15 protein-coding genes are annotated in these 17327 nt (G+C 32.3%); all 15 read right to left on the reverse strand.

What is annotated here, in order from left to right; translation table 11 throughout:
* Positions 1 to 12 precede the first annotated feature (12 nt).
* The 15 genes from WJW32_RS02175 to dpaL all read right to left on the reverse strand — a co-directional run bounded on the left by WJW32_RS02175 (position 13) and on the right by dpaL (position 17222).
* A complete protein-coding gene (locus tag WJW32_RS02175; RefSeq protein WP_340254311.1) occupies positions 13 to 684 on the reverse strand; it encodes an ATP-binding cassette domain-containing protein in 672 nt (223 codons plus the stop codon).
* Complete coding sequence (locus tag WJW32_RS02180) at positions 677 to 1453, reverse strand: ABC transporter permease (protein WP_340254314.1); 777 nt, start codon at positions 1451 to 1453, stop codon at positions 677 to 679. The genes WJW32_RS02175 and WJW32_RS02180 overlap by 8 nt, the downstream gene beginning before the upstream one ends.
* On the reverse strand, positions 1454 to 2215 hold the full coding sequence (modA, locus tag WJW32_RS02185; protein WP_340254317.1) for a molybdate ABC transporter substrate-binding protein: 762 nt from the start codon (positions 2213 to 2215) through the stop codon (positions 1454 to 1456).
* Positions 2216 to 2295: 80 nt separating this feature from the next.
* The gene (locus WJW32_RS02190) at positions 2296 to 3093 is read right to left on the reverse strand and encodes an XdhC family protein (RefSeq protein ID WP_340254319.1); all 798 of its coding nucleotides are present in this window, start codon (positions 3091 to 3093) and stop codon (positions 2296 to 2298) included.
* Positions 3093 to 3902, reverse strand: coding sequence for a selenium-dependent molybdenum cofactor biosynthesis protein YqeB (yqeB, locus tag WJW32_RS02195; protein WP_340254321.1), 810 nt, complete (start codon positions 3900 to 3902; stop codon positions 3093 to 3095). Before yqeB ends, WJW32_RS02190 begins: the two co-directional genes overlap by 1 nt.
* Positions 3895 to 4482: a nucleotidyltransferase family protein gene (locus tag WJW32_RS02200; protein ID WP_340254323.1), complete on the reverse strand. Its 588-nt coding sequence runs from the start codon at positions 4480 to 4482 to the stop codon at positions 3895 to 3897. Before WJW32_RS02200 ends, yqeB begins: the two co-directional genes overlap by 8 nt.
* Position 4483: 1 nt before the next feature.
* Complete coding sequence (gene yqeC, locus WJW32_RS02205) at positions 4484 to 5236, reverse strand: selenium cofactor biosynthesis protein YqeC (protein WP_340254326.1); 753 nt, start codon at positions 5234 to 5236, stop codon at positions 4484 to 4486.
* A gap of 6 nt (positions 5237 to 5242) precedes the next feature.
* Complete coding sequence (gene xdh / locus WJW32_RS02210; protein ID WP_340254329.1) at positions 5243 to 7792, reverse strand: selenium-dependent xanthine dehydrogenase; 2550 nt, start codon at positions 7790 to 7792, stop codon at positions 5243 to 5245.
* 21 nt (positions 7793 to 7813) lie between these two features.
* Positions 7814 to 9190 (reverse strand): dihydropyrimidinase, encoded by a 1377-nt coding sequence (gene hydA / locus WJW32_RS02215; RefSeq protein WP_340254332.1) that lies wholly within the window; start codon positions 9188 to 9190, stop codon positions 7814 to 7816.
* 16 nt (positions 9191 to 9206) lie between these two features.
* Complete coding sequence (locus WJW32_RS02220; RefSeq protein ID WP_340254335.1) at positions 9207 to 10295, reverse strand: 4Fe-4S binding protein; 1089 nt, start codon at positions 10293 to 10295, stop codon at positions 9207 to 9209.
* Between the two features lie 77 nt (positions 10296 to 10372).
* Complete coding sequence (locus tag WJW32_RS02225; RefSeq protein WP_340254338.1) at positions 10373 to 11731, reverse strand: nucleobase:cation symporter-2 family protein; 1359 nt, start codon at positions 11729 to 11731, stop codon at positions 10373 to 10375.
* Positions 11732 to 11756: 25 nt separating this feature from the next.
* Positions 11757 to 13085, reverse strand: a complete 1329-nt coding sequence (ssnA, locus tag WJW32_RS02230) for a putative aminohydrolase SsnA (RefSeq protein ID WP_340254341.1) — start codon at positions 13083 to 13085, stop codon at positions 11757 to 11759.
* A 14-nt stretch (positions 13086 to 13099) separates the two neighbouring features.
* Positions 13100 to 14683, reverse strand: coding sequence for an N-acyl-D-amino-acid deacylase family protein (locus tag WJW32_RS02235; protein WP_340254344.1), 1584 nt, complete (start codon positions 14681 to 14683; stop codon positions 13100 to 13102).
* Between the two features lie 105 nt (positions 14684 to 14788).
* Positions 14789 to 15979 (reverse strand): YgeY family selenium metabolism-linked hydrolase, encoded by a 1191-nt coding sequence (locus WJW32_RS02240; RefSeq protein WP_340254347.1) that lies wholly within the window; start codon positions 15977 to 15979, stop codon positions 14789 to 14791.
* Positions 15980 to 16013: 34 nt separating this feature from the next.
* Entirely contained in the window at positions 16014 to 17222 is a 1209-nt protein-coding gene (gene dpaL, locus WJW32_RS02245; protein ID WP_340254349.1) for a diaminopropionate ammonia-lyase, read from the reverse strand.
* Between the last annotated feature and the right edge of the window lie 105 nt (positions 17223 to 17327).

Raw genomic sequence — 17327 nt, forward strand, 5'->3', positions numbered from 1 at the left:
AAGCCCTTTTTTCTATGCCAAATATTTTTTCATTCTACAAAAAGCCTCATCCGAAGAATTAGTCTTTATAAGTTTTCCTTTACTTAAGAATATGAAGTTATCACCAATTTCCTTACCTTCCCAAGGATCATGAGTTACATATATCGCAGGTATGTTAAATTTCTTTAAGATACTTTTAAAATAAGGTATTAAAGTCTGCTTTGAATATATATCTAAAGAACTTGTAGGTTCATCTAAAATCATAAGCTCAGGCTTTATAGCTAAAGCTCTAAGAAGTGAAGTTCTACTTCTATAACCCCCACTTAACTCACTAGGCTTTAAATCAAGATACTTTTCCATTTCCAAAAATTCTATAGCTTCTTTTATCTCATTAGGTATTTTAGATTTTTTCTTTAAACCATACATAATATTATCTCTTATACTCATATGAGAAAATAAATACGGTTGCTGAGGAACATAACCTATATTTCTTTTTTCTGGAGGAAGGTCGGTTATATCCCTTCCTTTTAATATTATTTTTCCACTATCAACCTTTATTATTCCAGATATACTCTTCAATAAAGTAGATTTTCCTGTTCCATTAAGCCCTACTATAACATTAATTCCACTCTCTAAATTTATACTTATATCATCTAGAACAATTTTATTATTATATGTTTTTTTTAAATTCTTTATCTCAAGCATTTTTCTTACTTCTCCCTTCGATAACATTCATCAAACATATCAATATTAAAGAAAATATCAATGAAAATACACTAGCAGTTATAGCCAACTCAATCTCACCTTCCTCAATTTTTGTAAAAACATAAGAAGATATAACTTGAGTTTTTCTAGGTATATTTCCTGCAAATATCATCAAAACAGCAAATTCGCTTATTGTTCTTGAAAATGATAATAAAAACGCAGAAATTAAAGATTTTTTTATATGAGGAATAACAATCTTAAAATATACTTCCTGAGGTGAATCACCTAAGGTTCTAGCTACATTTATAATATTTTCATCTATAAGACCTATCGATGAAGATAATGCTCTAGCTGCAAATGGATAAGATACGAACACCATACCTATAACTAAAGCCCCAAACGAAAAAGCAAGTCCTGTATTACTTATAAATCCCATTGTATTTCTTCCAAATGCCAATAATAAAGCAAGCCCAGCTACAGTGTGAGGCAATACAACAGGTAATTCGTTTATTACATTTATTAATTTATAATAAAATGTATCTTTAAAAAACAGATGATAATATCCAAATCCCAAAGCAAAAATTATAGATATAGTAGATGCTACCATTCCAGCAATTAATGTATTTGTTATACTATATAAAAAGTATTGGTCTTTTAAAATTTTACTTATACCATTCATATCTATATTAATAATTAGCATAAATATTGGGAAAAGTATAAAAAAAAGCATGAATGGAATAAAAAATATTTTTATATAATCTTTTTTCATCTACTTTATAAATTCCAATCCGTATTTTTCAAACATATCATAATTAGCTTCTAAATACGACAGAAAATCTTTAGATAATTCTTCATTTTCTTCACTTAAAAGTCCCACTCCAAATACTATATCTCCAGAATATGAATTATCAATTTCATCAACTATACTTAAATCATTCATAACAGCAGTACTCTTATATAAAAGAGTTGCATCTACTTGATTTTCTTTTATAAGCATAGCTGAATTTGCAACATTAGACGGTCTAGCTTTGATACTTTCTTGTTCATTTAATTTATCCATCATTCCAAGATTTTTAAGTGCTGTTTCAGAATATACTCCAACTGGAGCATTTTTATCTGTTATAGCTAAAGTAACATCTTCCTTAGTTATATCTTGTATTGACTTAATTTTATCTTTTGCATCCTTTGATACAACCAATACTAATTTTTCTTTAAATATATTTTTTCCCATTTTTAACCTTTTATCTTCTTTATCAAGCTTATCTATGTATTTATAATTTGCTGAAAAGAATATGTCACAAGGTTGTCCTGTGTGTATTTGAGAATAAAGACTTCCGGATGCTCCATAACTTACATTTATTATAACACCTTTTTCATTTTGATACTTCTCAACAAGTTCCCCCATAGGTTTTTTAAGTCCTGCATTGACCATAATATCTAATTTTTTTTCGGTAGTAGTTTGACTGCAACCTATTAATGAAAATCCAAGCAACAAAACCAACATAAAAGAAAAAAACTTCTTAAAATTCATTTTTTAACATCCCCTTTAATTTATAGTTTCTACTTCTTAGCCTTTTTTAATAATGCTTATATCTTTATCTATGCTTCTTATTATTTTACATCCTTTTTATGATTCAAAGTTCCACCTTTTTTTATCAACTGTATTTGAGTCATTATATTAAGAGCTATTTCAGCTGGAGAATTACCATTAATATCAAGACCAATAGGTGCATATACTCTTTGAATAAATTCTTCATCCACACCATCTTGTCTTAAATTATCAAATGTATACTTAACCTTTTTCTTACTTCCAATCATACCAATATATCCTGGATTTTTATCTATAACAGCTCTTAATGCATCTTCATCATACTCATGTCCTCTAGTAACTATAACTACATATGTATTTTGATTTATATCATAGTTTTTAAGCCCTTCATATATATTACCACATATTAGCTCTTGTGCTTGAGGAAATCTGTCCTTACTCACAAATTCTTCTCTATCATCTATAATAACCGTATGTAAACCTAAAGTTTTTGATATTTCATAAAGCTTTAATCCTATATGGCCTCCACCAGCTATGATAATTTTTTCCTTAGGTCTAAAGATCTTTATAAATATCTCTGCTTTTCCTCCGCATTGAGCCCCTAAGTCTTCACCTGCTGCTAAGCTATATGTATATAAATTATTTTCATGTGTTCGAAGTGATTTTTTACATTCTTTTATAACTTCATTTTCCAAAACTCCTCCACCTACTGTTCCAGATATACTTCCATCTTCAAATACTAGTAATATACTTCCTTCTTTTGCAGGTATCGATCCACTAGCTTTTGTTATTAAAGCCATTGCTACTGTTTTATTGCTTTTAATCTCCTTAGAAATAAAATCGAATATAATATCATCCATTATAATTCATCCCCCCATACTCTATTTTTCATATGCATTATAGCTTCTACTACTCCTCCACCTACTGCTCTTGCTTTATCCGATATAATATCGCAATACTCAACTTTTCCTCTTGGATCAACATCTGCTATTTTAAGACCTTTGAAAACATTGGTCTTATCTGCTATCATTCCTCTTACAATGCCTGAAATTACAGTTTTAACAGGTTTATTACCTACATAACATACAATATCTCCTTGATTTACCATACTTCCTATATCTTCTTTTATAGTTAAAACTCCATCGCAAGGAGCTTTAATAACTCTTTCAGTTGTATATCCTATTATATTTCCAGGTATTCCAGTATTTTCTTCAGCTTTTCCACTATGTATAACTTGACCTAAAGTCTGTCCTCTATTAGTTTCTACAACTAAGTTAACATCAACGCCTGCTTCAAATCCAGGACCAACGCCTATTGTTATTGGTGCCATATCTATATGAGTTCCCGTATTTTTCTTAGCTAATATAGCATCCACTACCGCTAGGGGTTTTATATAATTTAGTATAGTACAGTCTTCATCAATAATTACCGGTATCTCTCTATTTTTCCATATTCCATCTATTTCATCATATCTTTTTATGTGCTTTGCTACTACTCCTTCGACTTCTTTTTTACCTTTATTTATACTATCTGCAAAGGATATACTCCTTCTTATAAGCAACGGGTTTTGTATTTCAAGTATTATAACTTTAAATCCACACTTATACAGTCTATGAGCTATTCCACTTGCTATGTCCCCACCACTTCTTATTATAACTATATCATTCATAATAATCACCCTTTATTTGTGTTAATTCTTCTAAAGTATCTATATCTTTTCCCACTATAACTTCTTCAAAGTCCACAAAACACACTTTTTCTAGATTTTTATTTATAACTTCTTTACCACCTATATCTCCATTTATATTTACTAAACATTCCTTCAAATACCTCGGAAATATCACAGGACTTCCTTTTACTCCCGAGTACCTTGGAACGATTATTTTCGTTGAGTTATTATTTCTAAATTCATCAATCAGTCTATTTATATGTTCCGATTTTAAAAACGGTTGATCTCCCATTAAAAACATAAATCCATCACAATATTGTTCACTTGAGGATATACCTTTTTTTATAGAACTACTTTGACCATCAAGGGCATTTATATTATACACGCTCTTGATTTCGTATTTATCACATATATCCTTGATATAATAATTTCTACATACCAGTATCAATTCTTTCAAGTTTGAATTCTTAGCTTGTTTCAAAACCTTTTCTATGATCTTTTCTCCATCTATTTCTTGAATTAGTTTATCCTTGCCAAACCTCCTTGAAAATCCAGAGGCCAGGATTATTCCGCATATCACGCTACCAACTCCCAATTATATAATCTTTTTCTTCATTTAGTTTTGAAACAACTATCTTTATATCATCCATATTCTCTTTTATCTTATCTATTATTTTCTTAGTATTTATAAAATCTTGTTTCGTATCACATTTATTAAGTATTAAAATTTTTTTTGCATTTTCTGAATTCTTAAAAATTCCTTTTTTATCTTTTACAAGCTTTACAATAACATTTTCATCTACAATATCATATTTTGAAGTATTAGTAATTTCATTGAATATATCAATTCTATGAACAATATCTTCCGTTATTTTTTTATTAAAACAATCAATCCCTATAACACCAATTACAAAGTCAGTATATATAGGAATTTGTGGTTCTGTATCATTAGATGCCTTAATAGGTTTTCTTTTTGCACCATCAGCTTCAATTATTATGAAATCATATATCTGTTTTATATATATATCATCTAAAGTCTGTTTTGAAACACCTAATATCTTATTTTCATTTGCAATCGAGCTGCTCAATAACACTCTATTTTTTTCATCTATGTTTTCCATATATTCGTAGTATTTATCACTACAAATATGTACATCATAGTCATCTTCAGTAGGAATATACATTTTAGTAGTTGTAGTTATCAAGACACTTTTTTGTAACTTTTTTAATTCTTTTGAAAGCTTAAGTAAGGTGGAGGTTTTTCCACCTCCACCTACTATGCTTATCATATTACATTTTGAATTTTCTATTTCTAAAAAATCTATTAACTTCATATTATCCTATTTTTTATAAGCAGTGTTTTCTAATGGCAACTTAGTTCTAAACTTACCATCTAATTTATAATAAGCCCCTTGTACAGCCGGTGCTGTTGGTATTACAACTATCTCTCCTACTCCTTTTGCTCCATAAGCAAGGTTTTCCTTGCTATTTTCTATAACTATTGGCTGTATTTCAGGAACCTTTGGTGCTCTGAATAATCCAAGTGTCCCAAATTTAGATTTAGGAATTCCATTTTCAAGTATGAAATTTTCTGTAAGGGCATATCCAAGTCCCATTACTACTCCACCTTCTATTTGTCCTTCTACGTTTTTAGGATTTATAGCCTTTCCTACATCGTGAGCTGCTAAAACCTTAGTTACATTTCCTTTTTCATCTAAAACAACAACTTGAGTTGCATATCCGTAAGCTATGTGACTCTTTGGATTTGGCTTATCTGATCCCATAGGATCTGTTATTCCAGAATATTCAGCATAGAAATCTTCTCCATTAAGTTCATCAAGAGACTTACTACTTAGTGTTTCCTTAAGCTTGATGGCTGCTAATTTAGTAGCCTCTCCAGTAAATACCGTTTGTCTTGAAGCTGTAGTTGTACCTGAATTTGGAGTCTTAGCTGTATCAGGAGAATCTACTATTATTACATCAGGTGTTAAACTAGTAGTTTCACATACCACTTGAGTAGTCACAGTACCCATACCTTGACCTATACAAGCAGCACTAGTTCTTATATGAACCCTGCCATCTATTACACTTAGTATACACCTTCCAACATCAGGAAGTCCAACTCCTATACCACTGTTTTTAAATGCACAAGATACTCCTACATATTCATGCTTGTCATATTCTTCTTTAACTGCTTCTAAAGTTTCCTTAAGAGCGGTTGTCTCATCAGCTATTTGTCCATTCGCAAGTACTTGACCTGGAAGTATTGCATTTTTATATCTTATTTCCCACGGAGATATTCCAACCATTTCAGCAAGTAAATTCAAGTTACACTCTGTCGCAAATGCAGATTGAGTAACTCCAAATCCTCTAAATGCTCCTGCTGGAGGATTATTCGTATAAACAGCAGTTCCTTCTACATGAGTATTTTGGTAGTTATATGGTCCTGCTGCATGAGTACATAGTCTTTGTAATACAGGTCCACCTAAAGATGCATAAGCTCCTGTATCAGCTATTATAGTAGCTTTCATAGCTGTTAACTTTCCATTTTCATCACAAGCAGTAGTAAACTCCATCTCAGTTGCATGTCTCTTTGGGTGTATGTTTATACTTTCTTGTCTTGTTAAAGTTACTTTCACAGGTTTTTTAGTTAAATATGCAAGTAGTGCAGCATGATGTTGAACACTCATATCTTCTTTTCCACCAAATCCACCACCAACATATTTACTTATAACTCTTACCTTTTCTGCTTCAAGTCCTAAAAGATCTGAAACTTCATGTTGCTCATCATATATACCTTGGGATCCTGTATATATTATAACTCCATCTCCATCAGGCATAGATAAAGCACTTTCAGGTTCTAAGAATGCATGTTCTGTAAAAGGTGTAGAGTACTTCTTAGTTACAATATATTTTGAATTAGCTATAATTTCATCAACATTTCCTCTTGATAAAACTTCTTTCTTTAATATATTTCCATTTGGATGAATTTTTGGAGCGTCCTCTTTCATAGCCATCTCTGGGCTTGTAATAGGAGTTAACTCTTCATACTCAACTTCGATTAACTCAAGAGCTTCTTTTAAGGCTTTTTTAGAAGTAGCAGCAACCAATGCAACAGAATCTCCTATATATCTTGTTTCTTCTCCTTCAGCTATTAACGCAGGCCAATCTTGTATTATATGTCCTAAGTTTCTTTTTCCAGGTATATCTTTTGCTAAAACAATACGTTCAACTCCTGGATAATTTACAGCTTTTGAAATGTCTATGCTTTTAACTAATGCTCTAGGATATTTAGTTCTAAGAGCGGATCCATAAAGCATTCCATCTATATATAAATCTCCTACGTATTCACCAGTTCCTAAAGTCTTATCCTTAGCATCTACTCTATGCATATTTTGACCAACTAATCCCTTACACTCAACTTTAGGTACCTCTATATCTTCTCTAAGAATTTTTGCAACCATTAATATAGCTTCTTCTATTTTAGCGTAGCCTGTACATCTACATATATTTCCATTGAGTGCTTTTTTTACTTCTTCTTTTGTAGGATTTAAATTTTTATCTAAAAGCCCTTTTGCACTTATAACCATTCCCGGAATACAAAATCCACATTGAACAGCTCCAGCTTCCGAAAATGCCCAAGCATATACATCTCTTTCTCTTTCAGAAAGTCCTTCTACGGTTACAATGTTCTTTCCTTCTGCTTTAGAAGTTCTTAAAACGCAAGTCTTCATAGCTCTTCCATCTACTAAAACCATACATGTTCCACAAGCTCCTTCTGAACATCCATCTTTTACAGATGTAAGTCTCAGGTCGTCTCTTAAAAAGTCTAAAAGTTTTTTATCTTCACTGGTTTCTATTTGCTTCGAGTTAACTATAAATCTATACATTATGACTCCCCCATTTGTACATTATTTCCTATGGATATATTTTCCACAAAGAGACTTATCGCAAATTAAGAATTCTTTAACAACTCTATTTCCTCTTAAAAATACGTCCCTCACTCTTCCTATTTGAGCAAAACCTTCATATGGAGTGTAGTCCACATTTTGAATTTGATATTTAGCACTTATTTGACCTTTATAATCAGGATTGAATATAACTATATCAGCATCACTTCCAACTGAGATAGTCCCCTTTTGGGGATACATACCAAATAATTTTGCAGGTTTAGTAGATATTAAATCTACCATCTGGTTTAAAGTTATTCTTTCTTTTAATACTCCATTAGTATACATAAGTGACAATCTATGCTCTACTCCTGGAGAACCATTAGGTATTTTACTAAAATCATTTCTACCCAAATCTTTTTGTCCTTTATAGTTAAAAGAACAATGATCAGTTGCAACTGTATCTATATCCTTGTTTTTTATACCATTCCACAAATACTCTTGATCTTCTTTCTTTCTAAGAGGAGGTGACATTACATATTTAGCTCCATTGAAATCATCTTCCTTATCCATTTCATAACAACTCTCATCCAAAAGAAGATATTGAGGACATGTTTCTACATATATCTTTGCTCCATTTTTTCTTTCTGTTGTTACAATCTCAAGAGCACGTTTTGTGCTTAAATGAACTATATATATAGGTACATCTGCCATTTTAGCTAATTTAATAAGCCTGTAAACTGCTTCAGCTTCTACATCATCCGGTCTTGTAATAGCGTGATATTTAGGAGAAAGTTCATTATTATTTTTAGCTTTATTAACTAAAAAATCTATTATATCTCCATTTTCACAGTGAAAACTCATTAAAGCTCCTATTTCCTTACTTTTATTTAGTGCATCAAGTATTTCTGAATCATTAACTTGAAGTACATTCTTATATGCCATATACATCTTATAAGATGTAACTCCTAAATCCTTCATTTCTTCCATTTCACTAGATACATTTTCATTCCAATCTGTTATTGCCATATGAAATCCATAGTCACAATAACACTTTTGATCTGCTTTTTTATGCCAATTATTAAGACCCTCTTTTAGCGTTTCTCCTTTATTTTGAGTTGCAAAGTCTATTATAGTTGTAGTTCCCCCAATTAAAGCCGCCTTACTTCCACTTCGAAAATCATCTGCTGTAACGGTAGATCCTGCATCTAAATCAAAATGCGTATGAGGGTCTATTGCTCCAGGAAGAAGGTAGCAGCCTTGAGCTGAAACTACCTCATCACCTTCTATTTCTAGATTACTTCCTATAGAGACTATTTTTTCATTTTCTATTCTCAAATCGGCATAATATGAATCAGTATCAGTTATAATTTTTCCACCTTTTATAACTACACCCATTAAAAAAATCTCCTTTTTATTTGAATGATATTCCAAGAGCTCCCTTAGGACACTTAGATACACAAAGTCCACATCCAAAACATTTTTCTTCATCTATTACTAATTTATCTTCAATAGTTATAGCTTCGTAAGGACATAGTTTCTTACATATCCCACAAGATATACACTTGTCATTGTCTACATAAGCTGGGATAGAGTGTGTTCTGAAATTTCTATCAGCCATTTTTTTATGAGTAAGTCCTTTTATTTGAGCTACATCATCATATCCGTGCTCATCTAGGAAATCATTTAACTCTTTAGCTATCTTTCCGTATATTCCAGGTCCTTTAAGTATAGCTTCTGTACACACTTGAACAGCTGATGCTCCTGCCATTATCATTTCTGCTGCATCAAGACCATTTGTTACTCCTCCAACTCCTATTATAGGAATATTAACAACTTGTGCTACATCATATATACATCTTACAGCTATAGGTTTTATAGCCGCTCCTGAAAGCCATCCGTATCCTTTTTGACTTCCCATTATAGGATATCCTGTTTTAACATCTATTCCCATACAAGGTCCATATGAGTTCATCATTAATAGTCCATCTGCACCAGCTTCTTCAACTGCTTTTGCAATTTTTTGAATATCTGTATGTGGACTCATCTTCATAAATACAGGTACATCTAGAACTTCTTTAGCAGCTTTTAAGGCTCTTACTATCGGTGTTACGTCCGTTCCAACGTAGTGTGTTGAAAGTTCAACTGCATCTGCAAATGGTTTTACAAGCGGGGCAACTTCTCTTATTTGCTCTTCCGTATATCCCATACTTATAATCATTGGTGCTCCTGCTTCTTTAGCTATCTTATACTCTTTTTCTACCCATTGTTCTTTTGAAAGCTCTGACCAAAGCTCTGTATTTAAGAATCCACCTTTTATTTCTGCCATACAAGGACGAGGAACCTCTGCTGGTAATAAAGATATAGTTTTTGTAACTACAGCTCCTGCTCCACCCTCTATAGATTTTTTACACATCTCTCCATCTTTAACATTTGGTCCTGCTGCAGGCATAATAGGATTCGCAAGTTTCATTCCACAAAGATCAATATTTATTTTAGCCATTATAATTACCTCCATATGATTATATAAATTATTTTTTATTTAAATTTTAATTAATTCACTTATTTAAAAATTTCAAGTTATACTACTTCTAATTGCTCTTTTTTTTCTTCTTTACTACTTCCATTAAAGAAAATATTTAAGACTATCGCACATAAACTTCCTGTAGTTATTCCACTGTGGAATAAAGTATTTACCCAGCTTGGGAATGCATGATAAAAAGTTGGTACAGCAACTGGAATCATCGCAAGACCGATACTTACTGCGACTATGATACCATTTTTATTTCCATCAAACTCAACACTACCAAGACTCTTTATTCCTCCTGAAGCTACCATTCCAAACATAGCAAACCCTGCACCACCTAAAACTGGATACGGTATTGATGCGAATAATGCAGCAACTTTAGGGAATATACCAAGTAAAAATAATATACCTCCAGATGTTGCAACAACGTATCTACTCTTTATTCCTGTTAAATTTACAAGTCCTACGTTTTGAGCAAATGCTGTGTGAGGAAAAGTATTAAACATTGATGCAATCATAGTTGCAAATCCATCTGTTCTAAGCCCTCTTGCTAAGTTTTTGTCATCCAAAGGTTTTCCTACCATCTCGTGAATAGCTATTATATTTCCTGTTGCCTCAGTCATTATAACTAATGTTACGAGCAATAAAGAAATTATTGCTGTTATATCAAATCTTGGCATACCAAAGTAAAAAGGAGTGTTAAAGCTTATGAACTTAGATGCTGCCACTTTACTGAAATCAGCCATTCCTATCATAGAAGCTATTATCGTTCCAAATACTATACCTAAAAGTATAGATACACTTCCCCATATACCTTTTAAATATTTGTTCATTATTAAAATCATAACAAGAACTCCAAATGCCATTAAAACATTTTGAGGACTTCCAAAATCAGGAGAAGACATATTATTTCCTGCTGACCACCTAACTGCTACTGGTAAAAGCGATATACCTATTATAGTTATAACGGTTCCAGTAACTACTTTTGGGAAAAATCTTAACAATTTACTAAAAAATGGTGCCATTGAAAAACTAAATATACCTGCAATAAGTACTGATCCAAATATTGTACACATTGCAACATGTGGATCTGAATTATAATTTCCTGCAATTGCAACCATAGCCGACACTGTTGCAAAACTGGTTCCTTCTACCATAGGTATCTTAGCCCCTATAAAATTTCCAACACCTAATGATTGAATCAAAGTAGCAATACCAGCTACAAATAAATCTGCATTTATAAGAAATATTATTTCCTCTTGAGATAACCCTGCCGCATTTCCTACTATAATTGGAACTGCAATGGCACCTGCACACATAGCAAGTACGTGCTGTAGTGCAAGTATTATTGTCTGTCCTATAGGAAGTATCTCATCTACAGGCATAACGTTTTTGTTTGTCTTGTTATCCATTTTATTTCCCCCTCTAGAAAATTTATTAGATTTTATTCCAAAGCTTTGTCGCTAGTTCTTGAGATTTCGAATATATTTTATCTTCATCTATTCCTAATATGATTCTATCTTTCATAACTACTTTTCCATTTATTATTGTAGTATCAACACTTCTTCCTGACATTCCAAATAATATATGGCTGTTGTAGTTATCTTCATTCATAGGAGTATGAGCTTTATAATCAACTACTATAACGTCTGCATATGCTCCTTTTTCTATTATTCCAACACTTTTTTCAAAGAACTTTGATGATATTTCTCTATTGTTGTCAAATAACATTTGTGGTATTTCTCCGTAAGCTACACTTGGATTACATACATTGTGCTTATGGATTATGTTTCCAACTTTCATAGATTCGAACATATCACTTGTATATCCGTCAGTTCCAAGTCCTAATCTTACTCCCCTTTTCATAATTTCAAGTACAGGTGAGCATCCAACAGCATTTCCCATATTTGATTCTGGGTTATGAACAACACTTGTATTTGTTTCCTTTAACATATCTATTTCTGCATTATTTACATGAATACAGTGAACTGCAATTGTTTTTTCTCCGAGCATTCCAAAGTCCATATATCTTTGAACTACTCTTTTATTGTATTTCTTTAATGAATCATATAAATCATCTATTCCTTCAGCTGTATGTACGTGGAATCCTGTATTTAAGTTAGAAGCCTTTTCCGCAGCCTTCTTTAATGTATCATCAGAAAGAGTAAATGAAGCATGAAGTCCAAACATTCCCTTTAACATATCATCGTTAATTTTGTTAGTATGCGTTACAAAATTAACATTTTCCTCTATAGTTTCATCTCTTACATCCATTCCATCTCTATCTGTTATTTCGTAACACAGACAACTTCTTACTCCTAATTTTTTAGACACTTCTCCTATAGTAAATAAACTGTCTCTTACTGCTCCTTGACTCGCGTGATGATCAAATACAGTAGTTGTTCCATTTTTTATACAATCTATATATGTAGATAAAGCGCTGTATCTTACATCATCAAGTGTAAGTTTTTTATCTATCTTCCACCATAAATTGTTAAGTATTTCCATGAAATTTTGAGAAGGCTCTCCTTTAAGAGCCATTCCTCTTGCAAAAGAACTATATATATGCATATGAGTATTTACCATACCAGGCATTATCACCTTACCTTTTGCATCTATAAACTCCGCATCCTTATATATTTCTTTTAATTCACTCGTATTTCCAAAATCCACAATAATATTTTTCTCAATTGCCACACATCCATTTTCAATGTATGGCATAGAGCTGTTGTGAGTAATTACTTTTCCGTTACCTACTAAAAGCATCACTTATCCCCCTCTTATCCTCTTATAACTTTTCCAGCTAATACTTTCTTATATTCTCCAGAATCCACAACTACATTACCGTTTATTAAAACATACTCAATACCTACTGGATATTGAATAGGATCAACATACGTTGCAGTATCTTTAACGGTCTCAGGGTTGAATATAACTATATCTGCATACTTTCCTTCTTTTAAAAGCCCTCTGTCTTTAATTTTGAAAGCCTGTGCAGGCTTGTTTGTCATCTTATATATAGCATCTTCTAATAACAGAGCCTTTTCTTCTCTTACATACTTTCCTAAAACTCTTGGGAAAGATCCATATGCTCTAGGGTGAGGCTTACCTGTTAAAAGTCCATCTGTACAAACATTTTGTTCAGGTCTAGTTAAGAACTTGATTACATGTTCGTCAAGACCATAAAAGTCTACCATTCCAACAGCATTTTCCTCTTGATATAATAGATCGAAAGTAGCTTCGAATGCATCTTTTCCTCTTATTTCTCCTATTTGAGTAAGGCTTTTACCTATTAAATCTTCATTTTCTTTAGTCTTAACACTAGTTACAAATATATTATCCATACCAGCAAAGTCTACAAAATTATCCCATCCCGGTATTCCATTTTTCATGTCTTCAACCATTTTAGCTCTAAGGTCTTTATCTGCTAATCTTTCTATTAACTTGTCAGTTCCTCCATCATGTGCCCAAGGAGGAAGAATTACTCCAAGCATAGTACTTCCTGCAACATACGGATACTGATCAAAAGATACTGTTATACCCTCAGCTTGAGCTTCATCTAAAAGTTTTAAAACATCATCTATGTACTTCCAGTTTTTCTTGCCACATACTTTAAAGTGTGAGAAATGAACTTTAACTCCAGATTTTTTACCTATTTCTATTACTTCCTTCATAGAATCTAAAATAGTATCAGCTTCACTTCTTTGATGTATTACGAATGCTCCATCAAATTCAGCTACAATCTTGCACATTTCAACTAATTCTTCTGTTAAAGAATAGGCACACGGTATGTATATAAGACCTGTTGAAAGACCTAAAGCTCCAGCTTCCATCTCTCTTCTTGTTATTTCACACATTTTTTGAATTTCTTCTTTAGTAGCAGGTCTGTTCTCAAGTCCCATAGCTTCCATACGGACATTACCATGAGGAACTAAGTAAGTTTGGTTTAATCCAACTCCTTGTTTTTCCATCATTTTTAGATAATTGTCTGTAGTTTCATATTCCCAATCTATATCATCAGAGTCTCCATCAAGTCCAGCTATGTTCTTTCTCCAAGGACTTATAAATTCTTTAGGAAGTGGTGCCATAGATATTCCATCTTGACCTAAAACCTCAGTAGTGATTCCCTGACGTATTTTGATTTCATTGTATGGATTTACTAAAGTTATAAGATCCGAATGACTGTGAGTATCTATAAACCCTGGACTTACAACCATTCCCTCTACATCTAAAACCTGATCAAAATCACCTTGTATATCTTCTGATATTTTAGATACTTTGTCTCCTTCTACAAGAATATCTGCCTTAAATCCCTTTTCTCCTGTACCATCTACAACTAAACCATTCTTAATTAATATTCCCATTATAATCACCTTCGTATATATTCATATTTTTACCACAAGCTCAGAGCTTGTATTTTGAATTATCAATTCAAAAACAAACTCTTAATGCTCGTAGATTTGTTCATCTTATAAATATAAAGATTTTAATATTCCGTAGTATCCTAATGCACCATTGAATAATTGTTCTTCTTCTATATATTCATCTATTGTGTGAGCAAGATTTTCTTGAGATGGTCCAAATCCTATAGTCTTTATTCCTTTTTCCCCTGCATAGTGACTACCATTTGTACAGAAAGAGTATTGAGTAACTTCAGGTTCAAGTCCTACTTCTTTTAACCCTTTGTATGCGATTTGAACAAACTCATCTTTTTCATCATATAACCAACCTGGGAAGAATCTCTCTCCTTCGATTGTCTCTCCTGTATAACATTTTTCTACTCCTATAGCATAAGAAACTTTAACATTTAATTCTGAATCTTCTTTTCTCATTTCTTCTAATAAATCTTCGATTGGCTTAAGTACAGATTCTTTTGTTTCTCCAACTAAAAGTCTTCTATCAAAAGTAGCCTTACAGTAGTCTGGAACTACTGAAGCTCCTGGATATGGAGAAGATTTAATATCAGTTAAAACTAATATTCCATCTCCTAATACCGGATGATTTGTTGGTTTTAAATTTTGTACTTTATCTATAACTTTTGACATTTTATAAACTGCATTTATACCTTCTTCTGGGTTAGCTGAGTGAGCAGGTTTTCCAAAAGTTTCTATAACTATTTCTCCACGTCCACGTTGACCTATCTTAAGGTTAAGTCTTGAAGCCTCACCTATTACTACATAATCAGGCTTTATATTATCACTTATTTTTCTAGCTGAAACACCTTCAAATATTTCTTCATGTACTACTCCTGCAACATAAAGATCTCCAGCAAACTCTTTATTCATATCCTTTGCAAAGTATGAACAAGCTGCTAACATAGCACTTACAGCACCCTTCATATCAGAAGCTCCACGACCATAAATTTTTCCATCTACTATTTCTCCACCAAAAGGCGCTTGAGTCCATTTTGAATCATCTGGTACTGGAACAGTATCTATATGTCCATCAAATAATATTTTCTTTCCTGGTTTATTTCCTTTAATATGGCATATAATATTACCATACTCGTCTACTATACAATCATCAAATCCTAATTCTTTAGACCAACCTTTTATAGCTTCAACTACTTTACCCTCTTCTCCAGAGTAACTTTGTTGACGAAGTAAATCTTGACAAATTTTTGTAAGTTCTTCTTTTCTTTGTTGATTCATTATTTCCATTTTTAAAATCCCCTTTCAATATAACTTCTATATATTATAAGCTTTGATGCTCTCCACCCCACACAATACTTCTGTACTTATCAGGATCTGTATCTCCTTCTGTACTGAATAAAAGTACTCTTGAGTTTTCATCTAACTTAAGTTGCTCTTTTAAATCTTTCATATCTTCTCTTGTCATTATTGCATGTATTAAACCTGCTGAAACTGCACCTGACTCTCCAGATACTACCTTTTCATCCCCTCTAAGTGGGTTCCCTAATACTCTCATTCCATTAGCAGCAACCCAATCAGGACAAGATACGAACATTGAAGTATAAGATCTTAAAACTTCCCATCCTATAGTATTAGGCTCTCCACAAGCAAGACCAGCCATAATTGTTTGCATATCTCCACCCACAAATCTTGGCTCTCCATCTCCTGCTAAAGCAGATTTGTATAAGCAATCAGCTAAATCTGATTCTACAACAACTGTAATCGGGCAATCTTCTTTATATACTGATGCAAAGTATCCTTGAACTGCTCCTGCTAAAGATCCAACTCCTGCTTGAACAAATACATGTGTTGGTCTTTCAACTCCATATTCTTTAAGCTGTTCTGAAGCTTCAAGTGCCATTGTTCCGTATCCTTGCATAATCCAAGTAGGTATTTCTTCATATCCTTCCCAAGCTGTATCTTGAACTACTAACCATCCGTTTTTATCAGCATTTTCAGATGCAAGACGTACAGCATCATCATAGTTCATATCAGTTATACTAGCTTCAGCACCTTCTTTTCTTATATTTTCAAGTCTAGTTAAAGAAGATCCTTTTGGCATATATACTACTGATTTTTGCTTAAGTTGATTTGCAGTCCAAGCTACTCCTCTACCGTGGTTACCATCAGTAGCTGTTACATAAGTTATTTCTCCTAATTCTTTTCTTGTTTCTTCATCTGTTAACTTTTCAAAGCTAAGCTCTGATATATCTTTGTTAAGCTTACCAGCAAGATATTTACCCATTGCAAAAGATCCCCCAAGTACCTTAAATGCATTAAGACCAAATCTATAAGATTCATCCTTGATGTATATTCCACCTACATTTAAGTTTTTAGCTAAATTATCTAATTTAACTAAAGGCGTCTTTGTATATTGAGGAAAACTTTGGTGAAAATTTTTAGCCTTTCTTATTTCTTCATCACATAAAAAATCAAGAGATCTTTTTTGATCTAGCATCCCATTTTTAGTATATTTTATTTTTTGATCCATACCATTTACCTCCATGTTAATTTTTTATTTTTCACACCAATATATATAAGCAACTCCCATGCCAAGAAAACATTTTCCAATAATTTTTTTTATCTGAGAACTCTT

It is taken from the genome of Tepidibacter sp. Z1-5 (assembly GCF_037844525.1).
Taxonomy (GTDB): Bacteria; Bacillota; Clostridia; order Peptostreptococcales; family Peptostreptococcaceae; genus Tepidibacter_A.

Bases quoted from the DNA above. Each gene is read 5' to 3' on its own strand.
- hydA (WP_340254332.1), bottom strand. From the start codon at position 9,190: ATGGGTGTAGTTATAAAAGGTGGAAAAATTATAACTGATACTGATTCA.
- WJW32_RS02175 (WP_340254311.1), bottom strand. From the start codon at position 684: ATGCTTGAGATAAAGAATTTAAAAAAAACATATAATAATAAAATTGTT.
- yqeB (WP_340254321.1), bottom strand. From the start codon at position 3,902: ATGAATGATATAGTTATAATAAGAAGTGGTGGGGACATAGCAAGTGGA.
- ssnA (WP_340254341.1), bottom strand. From the start codon at position 13,085: ATGCTTTTAGTAGGTAACGGAAAAGTAATTACTCACAACAGCTCTATG.
- WJW32_RS02235 (WP_340254344.1), bottom strand. From the start codon at position 14,683: ATGGGAATATTAATTAAGAATGGTTTAGTTGTAGATGGTACAGGAGAA.
- WJW32_RS02220 (WP_340254335.1), bottom strand. From the start codon at position 10,295: ATGGCTAAAATAAATATTGATCTTTGTGGAATGAAACTTGCGAATCCT.
- WJW32_RS02225 (WP_340254338.1), bottom strand. From the start codon at position 11,731: ATGGATAACAAGACAAACAAAAACGTTATGCCTGTAGATGAGATACTT.
- WJW32_RS02190 (WP_340254319.1), bottom strand. From the start codon at position 3,093: ATGGATGATATTATATTCGATTTTATTTCTAAGGAGATTAAAAGCAAT.
- WJW32_RS02240 (WP_340254347.1), bottom strand. From the start codon at position 15,979: ATGGAAATAATGAATCAACAAAGAAAAGAAGAACTTACAAAAATTTGT.
- modA (WP_340254317.1), bottom strand. From the start codon at position 2,215: ATGAATTTTAAGAAGTTTTTTTCTTTTATGTTGGTTTTGTTGCTTGGA.
- WJW32_RS02180 (WP_340254314.1), bottom strand. From the start codon at position 1,453: ATGAAAAAAGATTATATAAAAATATTTTTTATTCCATTCATGCTTTTT.
- yqeC (WP_340254326.1), bottom strand. From the start codon at position 5,236: ATGAAGTTAATAGATTTTTTAGAAATAGAAAATTCAAAATGTAATATG.
- xdh (WP_340254329.1), bottom strand. From the start codon at position 7,792: ATGTATAGATTTATAGTTAACTCGAAGCAAATAGAAACCAGTGAAGAT.
- dpaL (WP_340254349.1), bottom strand. From the start codon at position 17,222: ATGGATCAAAAAATAAAATATACTAAAAATGGGATGCTAGATCAAAAA.